Below are 17,180 nucleotides of genomic sequence, written 5' to 3'. Positions count from 1 at the left end.
TACATGCAATAAGTTCGAACTTTATTAAAAAATAGCACGGCTGGCACCTCCGTCTACCTGTATGGTTGTCCCGCTGATGTATGCCGCCTGGGCAGATGAAAGGAATGCTACCAGGGCTGCAAATTCTTCCGGCTTGCCAATGCGTTTGAGCGGAATACTTTCGGCTTTTTCCTTAATTGCCTCTTCGGGGTCCACGTCCTGGGGTAGTGTGTGCCTGATCCGATCTGTCAGAATAAGGCCCGGCGCAATGTTATTGACAGTAATTCCATAAACGCCTAATTCGTCGGCAAGCATTTTGGCCGTACCAACTACGCCCATACGCATCGCGGTAGACAGCACCGAGTTGGTCAATACAGACTTGACCGAGCCACTAACGATATTGATAATACGGCCGCTGCCTGCCGTTTTCATGAATGGCAATACCAACCGGGATGTGCGAACGAAACTGAGCATGTTTTGTTCATAGGCCTGTTGCCATTGTATGTCGTCAAAGCTCTCAAACTTTCCAAACGGTGGGCCGCCGGCATTATTAACCAATATATCTATCCGTCCATATAAGCTGCCCGCCCGATTTATAAACGAAGCCAATTGCCCGCTATCGCTGACGTCTACCGGGAAGCAGGCCACTTCATTGCCCGTTTTTGAGCTAATGTCTTCTGCGGCCTCGTTAAGTTCTGCCGCGTTCCGCGAACCGATGATGACTTTCGCGCCTTCTGCTGATAAAGCCATTGCCGAGGCTTTTCCTAATCCTTTACTCGCAGCCAATACAACAGCTACCTTTTGATCTAATCCGAGGTTCATAAGGCAAATCTTTTAAGAGGCAAATCTCCTGAATTTTTAGTTATGAGGACTGTTATTCCGAAAAAATGATCCAAACATCATTACTTAGTTTTGATCTTTTAATGGTGGAGGCTCATGAAGCGCAAGTTCCCAATCTTCAAACGGAGGTTCTACAACAAAAGAGTGATCACAATATGCCCGAAGATAATCCGTTGCCCTTTTTTCTGCGTATTTGGCGTTCAGTACCTTTCCGGTATCATCCAGTTCAATCACATTGGCATAAATTGCAAATACCTGTTCAATGGCACCTGGCTCATTACCATATAACGTAAGATAATCAATTCCTTCAAGTGTGTACTGACTACCGCTTGCCATGAAATAGGTAAACGTTCTTAATGCGCCGCTAAATGAATTGCTTAGTTTCATGCCATAAATTTAGCGTGTTTCTTTATAAGAATTGAAAGTCCGCTAAATGAGAAATAAAACAATGCGATAACCGGCCGATTAAATTCTAACGGATAATAGCTACCCTTTCACCTGTTTGCCCTGCTCAGTTTCCTTCTAAACCTTGAAGCCAGGGATTCCAAATCACGTTTCTCAATGTCTTCGGGCCTATGAAACTGGGATAAAACAAGGGCTCTTGAAAGTTGAATAGTGCCGTTACTTGTTTTAACAACTACTTGATCCCCGCGTTCCGCATGGTTTTTATAATTCCCAATTTGTGGATTAATGCCGGTAACGCGCATCAATAGTTCAACTATAGCATAAAGTGGCAGTTTGTTCTTCGACATACATTTTGCTTATGTTGTTTAATACTAAGTTAAGCATATTTTAACAATTAGTAAATACCCCCCTCTGACGTTATCAAGCCTGGTATGATCCGGGCCGATCGAGCAAAAGTTTATAAACTAAAACGACCTTCATTCTTTATTATCATAAATTTACCTCCATGAAAAAACTAACCTTTTTAACCTTATTTGCCCTGCTCAGCAAATTTGGTTTCGCACAAAACTTAAACAGTATGCAGTGGTACAGTAAACCCCAAAAATCATTGATAGAAGGCAGTACGCTGCACATGACCGTTGACCCCGCAACCGACTACTGGCGGGTAACACATTATGGCTTTATCAGGGATAACGGTCCATTTTATTTTACCGAACAGGAAGGTGATTTTGAAGCCAGCGTAAAAATTACCGGGGCCTACAAAGAGCTGTTTCACCAGGCCGGGTTAATGGTAAGGATAGATAACAAAAACTGGATAAAAACCGGAATTGAATATGTTGACGGCGTACAAAACGTAAGCGCAGTGGTTACCCGCGAAGTTTCAGACTGGTCGGTAGTGCCAAGGCATGACAGTCCCAAATCGGTTTGGCTGAAACTGCTGCGCAAAGGCGATTTTGTAGAGATCAAATATTCGTTCGATGGTGAAAAATATGATATGCTCCGCCTGGCTTATTTTCCGCCCAATGTAAAAGCGATGATAGGAATGGTGGCGGCAGCACCGGGCAAACAAAGCTTTGATGTAAAGTTTGAAGATTTCAAAGTACAGAAGATCAGCAAGTAACTTTGCCGGAAGATGGATAGAGCTAAGCCTTTGAACTGGAGTTTGAAGGCTTTTTTATTTTAAAAGTATTATGGTGGAAAGAGGAATGAATATCGCTTTCATTACATTTCAATCATTTTTGTTATTTTTGCCCCGGTAAACAACCATTCCCTCTATGTGATAAATAATTTCTTTCAGGACAAATAAACAGCGCCGTTACCACAACGCCCCTGCAATTATTCACCTTTTTAAAGAAAGAAATTATGCTTATTCTGCACGATATCACTTATATACACCCTAACCGTGATCTTTTATTTGCCGGTATAGATTTCGTAGTCAATAAAAACGATAAAATAGCCCTCATAGGCAACAACGGCACGGGGAAATCAACCCTGCTTAAAATATTGGCCGGAAACTTACAGCCCGCAAGCGGCGTGGTAAAAACCGGTTCGAAACCATATTATGTGCCCCAGATTTTTGGACAGTACAACCAGTTTAGCGTTGCCGAAGCCCTGCAAATAGCCGATAAACTAAATGCCTTAAAGCAGATTCTTGAAGGCATTGTTACCGACGAAAATATGACCCTGCTCAATGACGACTGGGCTATTGAGGAACGCTGCCAGGAAGCGTTTATATATTGGCAGCTTACGGATATTGATCTTTCGCAAAAAATGGGCACGCTTAGCGGCGGGCAAAAAACAAAAGTATTTTTAGCAGGCATCGCCATTCATCGCCCCGAAATAGTTTTGCTGGATGAGCCGAGCAACCATTTGGATAATTCAAGCAGGGAGCTGTTGTATAATTATATCCAATCAACCAATAATACGCTGGTGGTGGTTAGTCACGACCGTACCTTACTCAACTTACTTACTACGGTTTGCGAACTTAGCAAGCGGGGCATAACCGTTTACGGCGGAGATTACGATTTTTATGCCGAACAAAAAATGATGGAGAGCGATGCCCTGAACCAGGATGTAAGAAGCAGGGAGAAAGCGCTCCGCAAGGCTAAGGAAACAGAAAGGGAATCAGTTGAACGGCAGCAAAAGCTGGATGCCCGCGGTAAAAAGAAACAGGAAAAAGCCGGTGTGCCCACTATCATGATGAAAACGCTTAAAAACAGCGCCGAAAAAAGCACCTCGAAGATGAAGGGTGTCCATGCCGAAAAAACTGACGCTATCGCACAGGAACTAAGCCAGCTGCGTACACGGTTGCCGGATATTGATAAAATGAAGATGGGTTTTGACAATTCGGCACTTCATAAAGGGAAGGTACTGATTACCGCTAAGGACCTCAACTTTGGATACGGAGATCAGGAGCTTTGGACCTCGCCGTTAAGTTTTCAAATCACCAGCGGCGAAAGGCTGGTGATCAAAGGGGCAAACGGCTCAGGCAAAACAACGCTGATAAAGATGCTGCTGGGCTCACTAAAACCACAATCCGGCACAATAGAACGCGCGGCGGTTAAAGCCATTTATATCGACCAGGATTATTCACTCATCAATAACAAGCTCAGTGTTTATGAACAGGCGGAAGAATATAATTCGGGCGTATTGCTGGAACATGACATCAAAATTCGCCTCAACAGGTTTTTGTTTACTAAGGAGTATTGGGCTAAGTCATGCAGCGCCCTAAGCGGCGGCGAAAAAATGCGGCTGATGCTCTGTTCGTTAACCATCAGCAACCAGGCACCAGATATGATCATCCTGGATGAGCCCACCAATAACCTCGATATTCAAAACATCGAAATTTTAACAGCAGCTATTAACGATTACCAGGGAACGCTCATCGTTGTATCGCACGATGAATATTTTTTAAAGGAGATAAACGTAGAACAGGAGATTTTGATAAGGTAAAAAGATAGAAAAAAAGGGGGCCACCGTTTGCTTCGCATACAGCTGGCCTCTTTTGTTTTTCATTTATTTAAAACCCCTTCTTCCTTGTGATCCCCGGCTTTCTGCTTTTCCGCTCTGCAGGTTCAGGAACACCTTCTGCTCCGTAGCTGCGGGCCATTTTGGCTATGCGCTCTTCCATGGTCTCGGTAGTTAGTCTTTCCCGGCCGAGGCTGTCAACCATGATCGGAAAGGCAAAAGGTGTTGGTCGCTCAATCACTTTCAAAATGATATTTTGTGTTTGGATCCGTTGCAAAGCAGCCCTTAGCCTGAACTCTTCTAATTGAAAGGCCAAAGCCTCGTTATAGGCCTGGCGTACCAGTAAGTTATCCGGCTCATACTCGCTGAAGACTTCAAACAATAATGAAGTTGATGCCTGCAAATGCTTGTTCTTAACCTGCTGACCGGGATAACCCGTGAAAACCAAGCCACCGATATGTGCTATATCCCTGAAACGGCGGCGGGCCATTTCATTGGCGTTTAAACTGTGCTGAATATCATCTATCAGGTTATCTATCGAAAAAAAGCCGGTATCCTCCAGTGCTTCTTCAATAGGGATATCTTCGTCAGTAAGCAATTCAAAGCCGTAATCATTCATGGCGATAGAAAAACTTGCAGGCCTTATTTTACTGATGCGATAAGCCAGCAGCGATGCCATACCTTCGTGAACCAACCGTCCCTCAAAAGGGTAAAACAGCAAGTGGTGCCCCTCTTTTGATTTAAATGACTCGATCAAAAACTCATGGCTTTGCGGCAGATGTGATAATTGCTGCTGCAAATCAAAAAGCGGTTTTAAAGCTTTAACTTCTACATCTTCTTCGATGCCGTGCGCCACCTCATCCAGCTTAAGCCTGAATACGGCTGCCAGTTGTGATGACAGCGGCATGCGTCCCCCGTTCCAACTCGGGATGATGCCTTTGGTTGAGTTGGATTTTCTAACGTAAGCTGTCATTTCCTTCACACGTACAAACTCCAAACTCCGGCCCGCGAACCAAAAGGTATTACCGGGTTTTAACTTCGATACAAAGGACTCTTCAATAGTACCCAAACTACCACCGCTGAGCCATTTTACGCGGATGCTTAATTCACTGGTAATGGTACCAATACTCAGCCGGTGGCGCATGGCTACTCTGCGGTTATTTACTTTATACAATCCGTTTTCAACCTCAACTTTTAAAAATTCATCATACTGGGCAAGTGTTTTACCGCCGCTGGTAATAAAATCAAGTAATTGTCCAAATTCGCTCCTGCTCAAATCGGCAAAGGCATAAGTGGTTTTAACCTCCTTAAAAAGTTCGTCGGCGTAAAAACCATCAGACACGGCCAATGTCACCATGTACTGGATCAGCACATCCATGGTAAGCAGCATCGGATCGCGACTTTCAAAAATCTTATCCTTAATAGCTTCCTTCAGCGCCGCGCCCTCCAATAACTCGAGCGAGTGCGTGGGTACAAAATAGGCCAGAGATGTCGCTCCCGGATGGTGCCCGCTTCGCCCTGCGCGTTGCATAAAACGGGCAACACCTTTAGGACTGCCAACCTGTACAACGGTATCTACAGGGCGAAAATCAACCCCCAGGTCCAAACTTGAGGTGCACACCACCAATTTTAGGGCTTCGGCATGCAGGGCGGCTTCTACCCAGTTGCGCAGCTCGTTGTCCAATGAGCCATGGTGCATAGCCATGATGCCTGCATATTCCGGGTAATTATCCAAAATGGCATGGTACCAGATCTCCGATTGAGAGCGGGTATTGGTAAATATCAGTGTGGTTTTACTTTTGGCAACTATTTCCATCACCTCGGGGAGCAGCTTTAACCCGATATGCCCCGCCCAGGAGTAATTCTCAATATTCTGTGGAATAATAGACCGGATATCCAGCTTCTTCTCCAGGTTAGCGCGTACCATTTTAACTTGTTCCGGCGGAAAATCATTTCCTAATAAAACTTCGGCGGCCTGTTCAAGATTGCCAATAGTTGCGGAGATGCCCCAGATTTTGAGTTGGCGGTTTTGAGTTGGCAGTTGGCAGTTTTTGGTTCCGTTTACACTCTCGTTTGGCACCCTATTCCCTGCAAACGGCAAACTGTCCACTGCAAACTGATTATTACTGCCTACTGCAAACTGCCCACTGCAAACTGTAGCGAGGGCCTTAAGGCGGGATAGGCCCAGCTCCACCTGCACTCCCCTCTTCGTACCCAACAACTCGTGCCATTCATCAATCACAACCACCTGCAGCTGATTAAATAATTTAGGATATTCCTTTTGGGCAAGCATGAGGTGCAAGCTTTCGGGGGTAGTAAGCAGCACTTCGGGCAGCTTTTTTTTGAGGGCCTGTTTTTCGGCAGCTGGGGTATCCCCTGTGCGGGTAGCTATGCGCCATGGTAAGCCGATCTCCTCGCAGGCTTCCTGCATGGCTTTACGGATATCGTTGGTAAGCGCCCGTAATGGGGTTATCCAAAGCATCAGCAAGCCATTATTTTGTTTTGTTTTATAGGTATCGGGATGTGTGTTAATGAAAGCCGCTAAAAAAGGCAGGAACAGGGCAAAAGTTTTACCGCTGCCAGTAGGAGCATTCAACAAGCCTGAATAGCCGCCAAGGTACGCCTCCATCATTTCGGCCTGGAAAGGAAACTGCTCCCAGTTTTTTTCCGTGTACCATTGCTGTATAACCTGTTGGCCGATGCTTGTCATTATCCTGTTAACAAAATTTTTGTTGTTTGGTTATAGGTGAACCAAACATGCCAACAAAATAACTATTAAATTGGTTATGCTTGTATGATCAGAAATAGCTTAATAATTATCTCTATCGCCGTGTGCCTTTTAGCCTGCGGCAACAACTCCAAAAAAGAAACCACTTTGGCTGACACCAATAAAGTGCCAAAGGATACAACAGGACAACACCTCGGAGACAAAAATGATACCACCGTTCATCATACCTTGGCATCGGATACCGGCACCACCAATACCACCCAACCCGACTGGCTGATAACCCCCGGCAAAAGCATCGGGCATATTATTTTAAATGATGATGTTCAAAATGTGATAAAGCAATTGGGCAAGCCTGATAGCTCTGACGCGGCCATGGGCAGTTCATTGATGGTCTGGTTTGCCAAACATGATATTACCCGTTACCGTACCGCTGTTTTTTCGCACCGCAACATGGGCGGTAAGGATGAATCAATAAGTCACATACAAAAGATCCTCATAACGTCGCCACGGTTTAAAACCGGTGAGGGCGTAGGGGTAGGTTCAACCAAACAGGATGTTCAAAAATATTATGCATTAAAGCCAACCTCTACCTATACCAACAATGGCGGCAAGGTGCAGATTTACACCGATCCGGGTAAAGGGATTTCTTTTGAAACAGATAGCAGCGGCCGTTGCGTTGGCGTGGTAGTACATAAAGCCAATGATATTGCAGTGGCTTATTTGAATATGCATTGATTGTTTTCGACGTAGAAACACATAATTGCGTCCTGGGCATACAAATCACGATAATTAGGCAAAGCCGCCTGTCCTGCGGGAGACGCATGTGATGCGTCTCTACCAAAAAAAGAAGGCCTTCCCAAAACGGAAAGGCCTTCTTTTTTATTATGATATCGACTATCCCTATTTCTTTTCGGGCATCAATATCAATTTAATCAAATTCTTTCCGCTCAGGTATTTATTAGCTGCATCTTTAGTGCTTTGAGGGGTTATTTGTTCAAGGCTGCTTACATGCCCCAGGATTTGGTCCGGGTTTTCGCCGTTTTGCGATGTAGAGGCAAGATATCCTGCCCAGAAAACATTTTGCTTTAGCTGCTGCTGGGTTGAACGGGCTTCTTCGGCAACAAATTTCTGGATATCTGCCGGTAAGGCGCCGTTCTGTTTAATTTTGGCTATCTCCTCCATGGTAGCGTTGATCAGCTTATCCACATTTTCGGGTGCGCAACCAAAAGATATGGTAAAAGTGTAACGCCCCCCCGGAATTTTATGGTAGCCGGCCCTTACCCCGGGAGCATATACACCGCTTTCCTGCTCACGTAACCGTTCAATCAGTTTAATGTTCAGTACTTCTTCCAGCGCATCTACCTGTATATTGTTAGCTTCATTGTAATCATAATCGCCGCTAAAAACCAATTGTACTGTGCTTTTTTCACCTACCCCTTTATTCACCGTTTTGGTGATCAAACCTGCAGGCGGCTCAATATTCATGTTTTTATAAGTTTCCTTGCTATTGGTTGAGGGCAGGCCGCCAAGGTAATGTTCCAGGTATGGCTTAATTGTTTCCACGTTAAAATTACCCACCAGGGTAAAGGTAAAACCACTGGCGTCGGCAAAGCGTTTTTTGTAAAAATCGTAAGCTTTATCAAGTGTTGCCGCATTTAACCTTGGTAACGTAGTTACCATACCACGGAAATTATAGTTACTTAATACAGCCGATACCGTATCCTGGTAAACACTTCCGGGATCAAGCCCACGGGTACTCAATATCGACCTGGTTTGATCGATGTTGGCATCCCAGATGTCTTTGTCTTTACGCGGCTGGGTAAAGTATAGGTAAATCAACTGAAGGGCTGTTTCAAAATCGGCTGGTGAGGTATTTCCCGAAATACCCTGTGCAAACTCACTGATATACGGCGAAATACTCAGGTTTTTGCCAGCCAGCTTTTTATCAAGCATGCCCTGGTTAAACTGCGCTATACCGCTACCGCTGATAATAGATGAGGCCAGGTTTGCCGACGTAAATTCATCGTCACTTGCCAGTGATGTACCGCCAAAAGCGTAACCGTTTATCAGGATCTGATCGTTACGGTATTCAGTAGGTTTTAAGATCACTTTTAAACCGTTGCCTAAAGTAAGCGTGGTTGTTCCAAGAGCCTCATCTGTTTCTTCTTTGGCAACTTTAGTACCTTCAGGAACTTTGGCCAGCAGCGGGTCACTTGATACATTATCAATATAAGCAGTTACATTTTGGCCGCCTGTGGCAATCCAGTTCAGTAAGGTTTTTTCATCGGGCAAATTGGCTTTTTCTTTATCTGGGGCTTGTACTACCACCACACGGTTTTGATCGCTGATAAATTTACCTGCCATGGCGTTCATATCGGCCAGGCTTACTTTATAGATATTGCCTATATAAAAATTGTATTCATAGCTGATGCCCGGGATAGCTTCGCCGGTTAAAAAGTTGGCCTGGTATTCACGTACAAAATTTGCCGAAGGGGTTTTATCCCTCTCCCGGTAAGCATTCCCAATACCAACCAGCGCATCCTGCTTGGCGCGTTCCAGCTCGGTAAGGGTAAAACCAAATTTGCGGGCGCGTTCAGATTCGGCCACTACGGCTTTAACCGCTTTTTCAAGTTCGCCGGGTTTGGCGACAACCAGTGAAGTATAAGCATCCTGGTCGCCGATGAAATTACCATAGCTGGTACGGCCATATAAAAACGGTGGATTAGGTTTTTGCAGCAACTCGTTTATGCGCGAATTAAGCATCTGGTTAAACAACTGTATCCTTACCTGCTGCATGTAATCGCCGGTAGTTTTAGTAACCGTGCCGGGATGTTTTACAATAATCTGTGCAACAGTGTATGGATACTCGGGATCCGTAACAATTTTTACCGCGGTACCCGGTGTTGCAGGTACGGAATATTTTGTCCTCGGCTTTTCGGCGGCCGGGTTTTTAAGCTGTGAAAAGTTTTGTTTAATGAGTGCCTCAACACGTTTTGGGTCAAAATCGCCCACGGCAACAACAGCCTGCAAATCGGGGCGATACCAATCCTGGTAAAAAGCTTTGATGGTTTCCGGCTTAAAGTTTTTCAGGATGTCTTCTTTACCTATAGGCAAGCGCAACGCGTACCTTGAGTTGTTAAGCAGTACGGGCAATGTTTGTTGTTGTAAACGTTCCTGGGCATTTTTGCCACGAAGGCGCTCTTCTTCCAAAACAACGCCGCGTTCTTTATCAATTTCGGCAGGATCAAAACTTACATACCCGGCCCAGTTAGCCAGTATATTAAAGCCTTTTTCAAACACACTGACGGTATCGGTTGGTAGAGGTAATTGATATACAGTTTCGTTAAACGAAGTGTAAGCGTTTAAATCGGCGCCAAATTTTACGCCTGCTTTTTGCAGGTAGTCAACCATCTGATTTTTTGGAAAATCGCGTGTACCGTTAAAAGCCATGTGCTCGGTAAAGTGGGCCAGGCCCTGCTGATCGTCATTTTCCAAAACCGAACCGGCTTTATTAACCAGATAAAGTTCGGCCCTGCTTTTAGGCTCAACATTCGCACGGATATAATAAGTTAAGCCATTGGGTAATTTACCAATGATCACATCCTTGTCAACCGGTAATATATCGCTCTTGGCAGCAATGGCCTGGGTGCCGGGTTTATTTTTAGGCGACGGAACAGGTTTCTTTTTTACTTGTGCAAAAGCACTTCCGCCCGAAAGTGTTAAAGCCAATAGGGCCAGCGGAACGTATTTGTTCAGGTTCATTATAAAGTTTAAATAGTCAGGGTACTAAGATGCAAAACGAAAATCTTAGTTACAAAGTATTGTTATGAAAATTAATGTTTTGTAGCTGATTTTGAGGCCGGCTTTTTAGCCGGAGCCTGATTAGCCGGAGCCTGGTTAGAAGAACCAAAAGCATCCTGCATCATTTGCGTTAGTTCATCTTTATGTTCTGCAACGGCATTCTGGCCAACCATCATCCCCCTTTGCATTAACGCAGGCAATTTTGAGCTTACTTTTTGCCCTATCGGTGAGCTATAAAACACAGAAATCTGATTAAGCTCATCTTCAGTAAATTCTTCAGCATAAATAGCTGCCATTTTATCTTTGAGCAAATCCCAGGTAAAGTATTTGCTCATAAAGATTTTCATCACATCAATGAATTTGGCACGCTGCTCTGCAGGCATTTGACTACTTGTGGAGTTAATGATATTATCCATCATTCCGCCAAACTGTTTATCTATACCAATAGAAATTAACAATTGCTCAGCGGCCTTTAAATGTGATTGGGTAATAGTTTGAGTGGTTGTTTGCGCTTTTAAGCTTGAAAAAGAAAACAGGATGATTCCTGTTAATGCGATAAGTTTAAGTTTTAGGTTCATATTAAATTTTGATAAAGATCTTTTTGATGTAGAACACCCACATCACTACCCATAAAATGAGCACCGTAAATATAGCACTTATCAATGAAGCATTTACAGGTGAAAAATAAGGCGCAAAAAATGTTTGATAAATCGATGAGCCGTTTATTTTGATCATGCCCATATAATGCGGTATAAAGCCCGACAGTACATAAGCTGTTATAGCATTGGTGCCAAATACCACAAAGGGATAAGTAAAGCGTTTGTACCCTTGTATGTCGATAAGCCAGTAGCATAAAGCCAGCCCAATGGTTGCCAGTCCGCCGGTATAAAGCACGAAGGAGCTTGTCCACAAGGCTTTGTTAATAGGAAAAAACAAATCCCAAAACAAGCCTGCTATAACCGCGATTATTCCGTAAACAAACATCCAGTTAGTTTTGATGTTGTCATCGCGGTCTTTACGTTTTAGCCAGCTGCCCACCCTAATACCAAAAAGGGCTGTGGCAACGGCGGGAATAGTTCCCAGCAAACCTTCCGGGTCCCAGGTATGCGATTCGCGCCAGAGGTGATCGGGCGTAAATACCAGCCTGTCTATCCATGCCCCTATATTGGTTTCAGGCTCAAGATTGGCATAGCCTACACCCGGTACAGGGATAAAGGTCATGATGATAAAATAACCGATAAGTGCGATGGCAAAAATCCAGTCGCGCGTTTTTTGTGATGTCTTGAGATAAAGTACTGTGCTGATGAAATACACCAGGGCTATGCGCGGCAACACACCCGGCAAACGTAAATGAGCCAGCCCTGTATCGGGGTGCAAGGTCAGTTGAGTTATCCAGGGGATCAGCAGCAAGATCATGGTACGGCGCAGCGCCTTCAGGATGAGTTTACTGTGCGATACCGTAGCCTTTTTACTTTCCATGGCATATATAACCGATACGCCAACCATAAACAAAAAGAAAGGAAAAACCAGGTCGGTAGGTGTACAGCCGTTCCATTTGGAATGTTCGAGCGGTGCATAGATATGCCCCCAGTCGCCGGGGTCATTGACGAGGATCATCATGGCGATGGTAATACCCCGGAATACATCAAGGGAAAGAAGCCGCTTTGATTTTTCGGTTATAGTTGAGGTCATAGGTTACATTAAAGAAATTCCCTCCCAAGGGAGGGGTGCGTTTGGAATGTGCATTGGCAGGGAGGGGTTTATACACCCTGTCAAAAACAAGGCTAATCGATGAAACCCCTTCCTACACCCTCCCAAGGGAGGGAATCGCACAAGGCCTCCAATTATTAACCCCATTGTCCGCTTCCACAGACAATAGGGTTCAATCCAAATCCTTAAAACATATATCGTTTAAACGCTTCCATGGCCTCATATTCCGCAAGGCCAAGACGATCATAACGCTGGGCGGTGTCGCGGGTGCGGTCTTCTGCCCTTACCCAGAACTCCCTTGCATCATCGCCTGGAAACACAGGCCTGTCCTTTTGCGACTGGTGCTTGAAGATGGCGTTACGCTTGCGGATCACCTCCTGTGGCGACAATGGTACCGCCATCTCTATCTCATGAGTCTCAAACTCATGCCATGCGCCACGGTACATCCACAGCCAGCAGTCTTCAACCCAGGCTTCTTTACCTTTTAATCTTTCCAGTGCAGCTAAGATGATTTTGAAGCATACTAAGTGCGTACCATTAGGATCGGCAAAATCACCGGCAGCAAAGATCTGCTGTGGTTTTACTTTTTGAAGCAGGTCGATAGTCAATTGAATATCTTCCTCACCTACCGAGTTCTTTTTGGTTTTACCGGTTTCGTAAAATGGCAATGCCATAAAGTGGATATGATCATCCTCTAAGCCTGCATACCTTGCACCAGAGATAGCCTCGGTTTTCCTGATAAAGCCTTTTACATTCCTGATCTCCTGGGTGTCGATCTCGTTTGGCTGTTTGGTTGGGAAGAAGGCACGCATATCTTCATATGATTTTTGAAGATGAGCTGTGTCTTCGCCAATGCTTTTTGTAAAGTCGATCGCAAATTCCATGTACCTTAGCACATCATCATCCCATACAGCGGTATTGCCCGAGGTTTGGTACGCCACGTGTACGTCATGCCCCTGGTCTACCAAACGGATAAATGTACCGCCCATCGAGATCACGTCATCATCCGGGTGTGGTGAAAAAATGATACTTCTCTTTTTAGCAGGCAGTGCCCTTTCCGGTCTTTGAGAATCATCCGCATCCGGTTTACCACCCGGCCAGCCGGTGATGGTATGCTGAATTTGGTTAAAAATATCAATATTGATATTATACACAGGGCCTTGCTCTACCGCAAGTTGTGCCATGCCGTGGTTATTGTAATCTTCTTCGGTTAGTTTCAGTACCGGTTTGTTAACCTCATTGGCAAGCCAGATCACCGCTTTCTTTTTTAGCTGATTATCCCACACGCAATCTTTTACCAGCCATGGAGTATCAAACCTGGTCAGTTCTGACGCTGCATCTGCATCCAGTACAAACTCTACATGTTGTGATAATTGCAGGTAAGTTGCAGGTACTTCGCCCGAAATCTCCCCTTCTACCGCTTTCTTGATGATTGGCGCTTTCTTCTTATTCCAGGCCATCAATATGATTTCTCTGGCTTTGAAAATAGTACCGATACCCATCGTGATCGCTTTGGTTGGCACATTCGCCTTACCACCAAAATCTCTTGAAGCATCACTCCTGGTCAGGTCATCTAAAGTAACCATCCTGGTACCTGAGTTTGGTGCCGAACCCGGTTCGTTGAAACCGATGTGGCCTGTACGACCGATACCCAGGATCTGAAGGTCTAAGCCGCCCAATTCTTCTATCTGCTTTTCGTAAGCCAGGCAGTAGCCTGCTACGGCTTCTTTATCCAGTGTACCATCCGGGATGTGCACATTGGCTTTATCTATATCAATATGGCTGAACAGGTTTTCATACATGAAGGTTACATAGCTTTGTGCTGCTGTAGGCTTCATGGGGTAGTACTCATCCAGGTTGAAAGTGATCACATTCTTAAAGCTCAAGCCTGCTTCTTTGTGCTGCCTTACCAGTTCGGCATATACCCCTATCGGGGTTACACCGGTGGCAAGTCCCAATACCGCTTTTTCGCCTTTAGCTTGTTTTGCGCGGATCAGATCTGCTATACGGTTCGCTACCGCTACCGAGGCTTCCTGCTGATTGTTGTAAACGCTTACCGGTAACTTCTCGTAACGTGTCTCTTCCAATAAATTTAATCGTGCCATGAATCTTAGGAAATGAAAATGAGGTTAGTTGTTCAAAACAAATATATCAGATATTTACATAGTGCCGTTATTATTTTAACTTTTGCGGTAATGTAAACCCATCCTAATGGGGTTAACATAGGTTAACACATTTCAAATCTTTAAAATACAAAACATTAGTAATCAATAGTTTAAACACAACATAGAGTTACGCTAAAACTGCTATTTTAAGTAACTAAGCACATGCTTACGTTTATGCCTGCTGTTAGCGAAAGCAGGTGATGAGGAAATCCGGCCCGTTTAACCGGCATCAGGCCATAAGACAAGTATCATTAAATACTGATAGTTTGCAGACATCATTATCTTATTTCGTTGCTATGTTAACAACAAGTCATCGTCACTAAAATATTAAATGCATTGCCCCAACTTTTGCGGGTTGCCGCACAAATAGTAATTTAAGCCCATGATAGCATTGAACCATAACCTGCAGCACCTGTTTAGCATCGCTCAAAAACCATCAAAAACGGGCATCGGCCTAATGTCTGGCACCTCATTGGATGGGCTTGACATTGCCCTGTGCAAATTTACCGGTAATGGTTTAAGCACTCATTTTGAGCTGGTACAATTTATCACAATCCCCTATCTGGATGACTTTAAGCTGCAAGTTCAGCAGGTATTTGCCCAGCGTAATGCAGATTTGGAAAAGGTAACTTTACTTAACGCTTATATCGGCAGCTATCACGCCGAACTGATATTGCAGGCACTTGCTCAATGGAAAGTCGACCCACAGGAGGTTGATTTTATCGCCAGTCATGGTCAAACTATTTACCATGCCCCCCAGCGTTTACATCAGCATAAAAACTACTCTAATGCCACTCTGCAAATTGGCGACGGCGATCATATCGCCGTAAAAACCGGCATACTAACCATCAGCGATTTCAGGCAAAAGCATATTGCTGCCGGAGGAGAAGGCGCTCCGCTGGCCTTATATGGTGATGTATTATTGGGCAATAAAACCGGCCAAAACCGGGTGCTGTTAAACATAGGAGGCATTGCTAATTTAACCTGGCTTCCTGGCGACGGTGATTTTAACCGCGTGCTCTGCACAGATATTGGCCCCGGCAATACACTCATCGATGCTGCCTGCCGAAAATATTTTGATAAGCCTTTTGATGAGGATTCAGCCATAGCTTACAGAGGGCAGGTAAATGATGATCTATTAACGGCGCTCCTCTCCCATTCGTTTTTTGATGAAAAAGCCCCTAAAACCACCGGACCCGAACTGTTCAATCTTGCCATGGTTGCTGAAGCACAGCAACGGTCAGGTACCGGGCAAATTAGTGGTGAAGACCTTATTTGTACCCTAAGCGCCTTCACCGCGGCATCCATAGCCGGTTTTGTTAAGGAAAATATCACAGGGGATCATATTAAAATTTTTACCAGCGGCGGCGGGGCACGAAATCCATTTGTTATTGGGGAATTAAAAAAACTATTGCCCCAAGCGGCAATAGAGGATAGCAGTTTACTGGGAATCAACCCCGATGCCAAAGAAGCTATATTATTTGCTTTATTAGGTAATGAAGCCTTATGCGGTGAGCCGATCAGGATCGGCGTTAACCCGGCAGTGTTGATGGGGAAATTCTGCTTCCCGGTTTAAGCGGGGAGTTCAAATTGATTATTTCCACGCAGAGCGGCATCACATACGTCTATACACTTGCGCTGTAAACGCATTAAATAGCTTATCGCCCCATCTGCTGCTTCATGAACCTTCTGATCCGCTGCAGCAAGGTGCCCTTTCTGTTTGCCAGGAAATTTTTAATAGCTTTATAAGCCTCCTCATTCTCCTCTATGGTGTCGGGAAATTGCGTTACCTGTTTGCGTCCCATTTGCACATGGTACATATCCTCTTTATTGGAGTGTACGCCAGTACCATCATGACCTATATTTTGAATAAGCGACTGCGACGGGTTCAGCGTCAACCCGTTCTTCAAAAAAATAGAGGCATACCAGCGAATGGCCCATGAATTATTTTTACCGGCCTTAAACTGCTCTATCTGCTTCCAGAAATTCATTTTGCCTTCTATCGAAAAGCGGGCTATTTTCAGCGTATCAAACTGAGCAATCAGCTTATCAACATCGGGTTCAAAGCTTTTCCAGGCGCGGGCCCAGGTTGCCCAACCCCAGCTGGTGGCTGCCCGATAAAAGAATGTTTCGGGCAGTTTTTTATCGTGCAGGTTGTACATATAGGCACCGATATGCATTACCTGTTCCTGGTTTGCATATTTTGTTAATGCGTCATTAAAATACTGCAAGGTATATGGCGAAGATAACAGATCGTCTTCAAAAACAATCACTTTGCCATATTCATACACCAACTGTGTTACCCCGCTGATGATGGATTCGGCCAGACCGAGATTATGATTACGCAAAATAATTTTTACCGATTTAAAACCGCTTACATCTTTTACCAGTTGCCTCACCTGTTCAACCTTTGGCTTATCGGCATCGGTTTTGGCTGAATCGCAAAAAATATACAAGCGCGACTCATCGGCCAGCAAATTTTGCTGCAAATAACTGATGGTACGGCGGGTATGGTCGGGCCGGTTATAAACAAAAAGAGCTATTGGGGCAAGATTTTGCATGGTATGATTTCAGCAGATCAGGTA

The 17,180-nt window shown here is 44.7% G+C and carries 13 protein-coding genes; 4 read left to right on the top strand and 9 right to left on the bottom strand.

Annotated features, from left to right (window positions below):
* Positions 1 to 24 precede the first annotated feature (24 nt).
* From ACEN82_RS27300 to ACEN82_RS27290, 3 genes are all read right to left on the bottom strand, one after another.
* Positions 25 to 801 carry an SDR family oxidoreductase gene (locus ACEN82_RS27300; RefSeq protein WP_413321215.1) on the bottom strand — a complete coding sequence of 259 codons (777 nt, stop codon included), beginning with the start codon at positions 799 to 801 and terminating at the stop codon, positions 25 to 27.
* Between the two features lie 84 nt (positions 802 to 885).
* Positions 886 to 1,206 carry a DUF7677 family protein gene (locus tag ACEN82_RS27295; protein ID WP_413321216.1) on the bottom strand — a complete coding sequence of 107 codons (321 nt, stop codon included), beginning with the start codon at positions 1,204 to 1,206 and terminating at the stop codon, positions 886 to 888.
* Between the two features lie 107 nt (positions 1,207 to 1,313).
* The gene (locus ACEN82_RS27290; RefSeq protein ID WP_188834707.1) at positions 1,314 to 1,571 is read right to left on the bottom strand and encodes a hypothetical protein; all 258 of its coding nucleotides are present in this window, start codon (positions 1,569 to 1,571) and stop codon (positions 1,314 to 1,316) included.
* 158 nt (positions 1,572 to 1,729) lie between these two features.
* On the opposite strand from ACEN82_RS27290, the gene ACEN82_RS27285 reads away from it, so the two are divergent.
* Both ACEN82_RS27285 and abc-f read left to right on the top strand, forming a co-directional pair.
* On the top strand, positions 1,730 to 2,344 hold the full coding sequence (locus tag ACEN82_RS27285; protein ID WP_354486983.1) for a DUF1349 domain-containing protein: 615 nt from the start codon (positions 1,730 to 1,732) through the stop codon (positions 2,342 to 2,344).
* A gap of 242 nt (positions 2,345 to 2,586) precedes the next feature.
* Complete coding sequence (abc-f, locus tag ACEN82_RS27280; RefSeq protein ID WP_413321217.1) at positions 2,587 to 4,176, top strand: ribosomal protection-like ABC-F family protein; 1,590 nt, start codon at positions 2,587 to 2,589, stop codon at positions 4,174 to 4,176.
* A gap of 67 nt (positions 4,177 to 4,243) precedes the next feature.
* Here the strand turns inward: abc-f and ACEN82_RS27275 are convergent, their stop codons facing one another.
* A complete protein-coding gene (locus tag ACEN82_RS27275; protein ID WP_413321218.1) occupies positions 4,244 to 6,901 on the bottom strand; it encodes a ligase-associated DNA damage response DEXH box helicase in 2,658 nt (885 codons plus the stop codon).
* An 84-nt stretch (positions 6,902 to 6,985) separates the two neighbouring features.
* Here ACEN82_RS27275 and ACEN82_RS27270 point away from each other — a divergent pair, with 84 nt between their 5' ends.
* A complete protein-coding gene (locus tag ACEN82_RS27270; protein WP_413321219.1) occupies positions 6,986 to 7,654 on the top strand; it encodes a hypothetical protein in 669 nt (222 codons plus the stop codon).
* Between the two features lie 165 nt (positions 7,655 to 7,819).
* Here the strand turns inward: ACEN82_RS27270 and ACEN82_RS27265 are convergent, their stop codons facing one another.
* From ACEN82_RS27265 to nagB, 4 genes are all read right to left on the bottom strand, one after another.
* Positions 7,820 to 10,681, bottom strand: coding sequence for a M16 family metallopeptidase (locus ACEN82_RS27265; RefSeq protein ID WP_413321220.1), 2,862 nt, complete (start codon positions 10,679 to 10,681; stop codon positions 7,820 to 7,822).
* A gap of 71 nt (positions 10,682 to 10,752) precedes the next feature.
* Positions 10,753 to 11,298, bottom strand: a complete 546-nt coding sequence (locus ACEN82_RS27260) for a DUF2059 domain-containing protein (RefSeq protein ID WP_413321221.1) — start codon at positions 11,296 to 11,298, stop codon at positions 10,753 to 10,755.
* A 1-nt stretch (position 11,299) separates the two neighbouring features.
* Complete coding sequence (locus ACEN82_RS27255; RefSeq protein ID WP_413321222.1) at positions 11,300 to 12,412, bottom strand: acyltransferase family protein; 1,113 nt, start codon at positions 12,410 to 12,412, stop codon at positions 11,300 to 11,302.
* 203 nt (positions 12,413 to 12,615) lie between these two features.
* The gene (gene nagB, locus ACEN82_RS27250; RefSeq protein WP_413321223.1) at positions 12,616 to 14,535 is read right to left on the bottom strand and encodes a glucosamine-6-phosphate deaminase; all 1,920 of its coding nucleotides are present in this window, start codon (positions 14,533 to 14,535) and stop codon (positions 12,616 to 12,618) included.
* A gap of 442 nt (positions 14,536 to 14,977) precedes the next feature.
* Between nagB and ACEN82_RS27245 the strand changes: the two genes are divergently transcribed.
* On the top strand, positions 14,978 to 16,171 hold the full coding sequence (locus tag ACEN82_RS27245; protein ID WP_413321224.1) for an anhydro-N-acetylmuramic acid kinase: 1,194 nt from the start codon (positions 14,978 to 14,980) through the stop codon (positions 16,169 to 16,171).
* An 82-nt stretch (positions 16,172 to 16,253) separates the two neighbouring features.
* On the opposite strand, the gene ACEN82_RS27240 is transcribed toward ACEN82_RS27245, so the two are convergent.
* Complete coding sequence (locus tag ACEN82_RS27240; protein WP_413321225.1) at positions 16,254 to 17,156, bottom strand: glycosyltransferase family protein; 903 nt, start codon at positions 17,154 to 17,156, stop codon at positions 16,254 to 16,256.
* Positions 17,157 to 17,180: the final 24 nt, after the last annotated feature.

Source organism: Mucilaginibacter sp. Mucisp73 (assembly GCF_059491465.1).
Note: the sequence above shows the minus strand (reverse complement) of the source record. Positions and strands in the feature narration are given on the sequence as shown.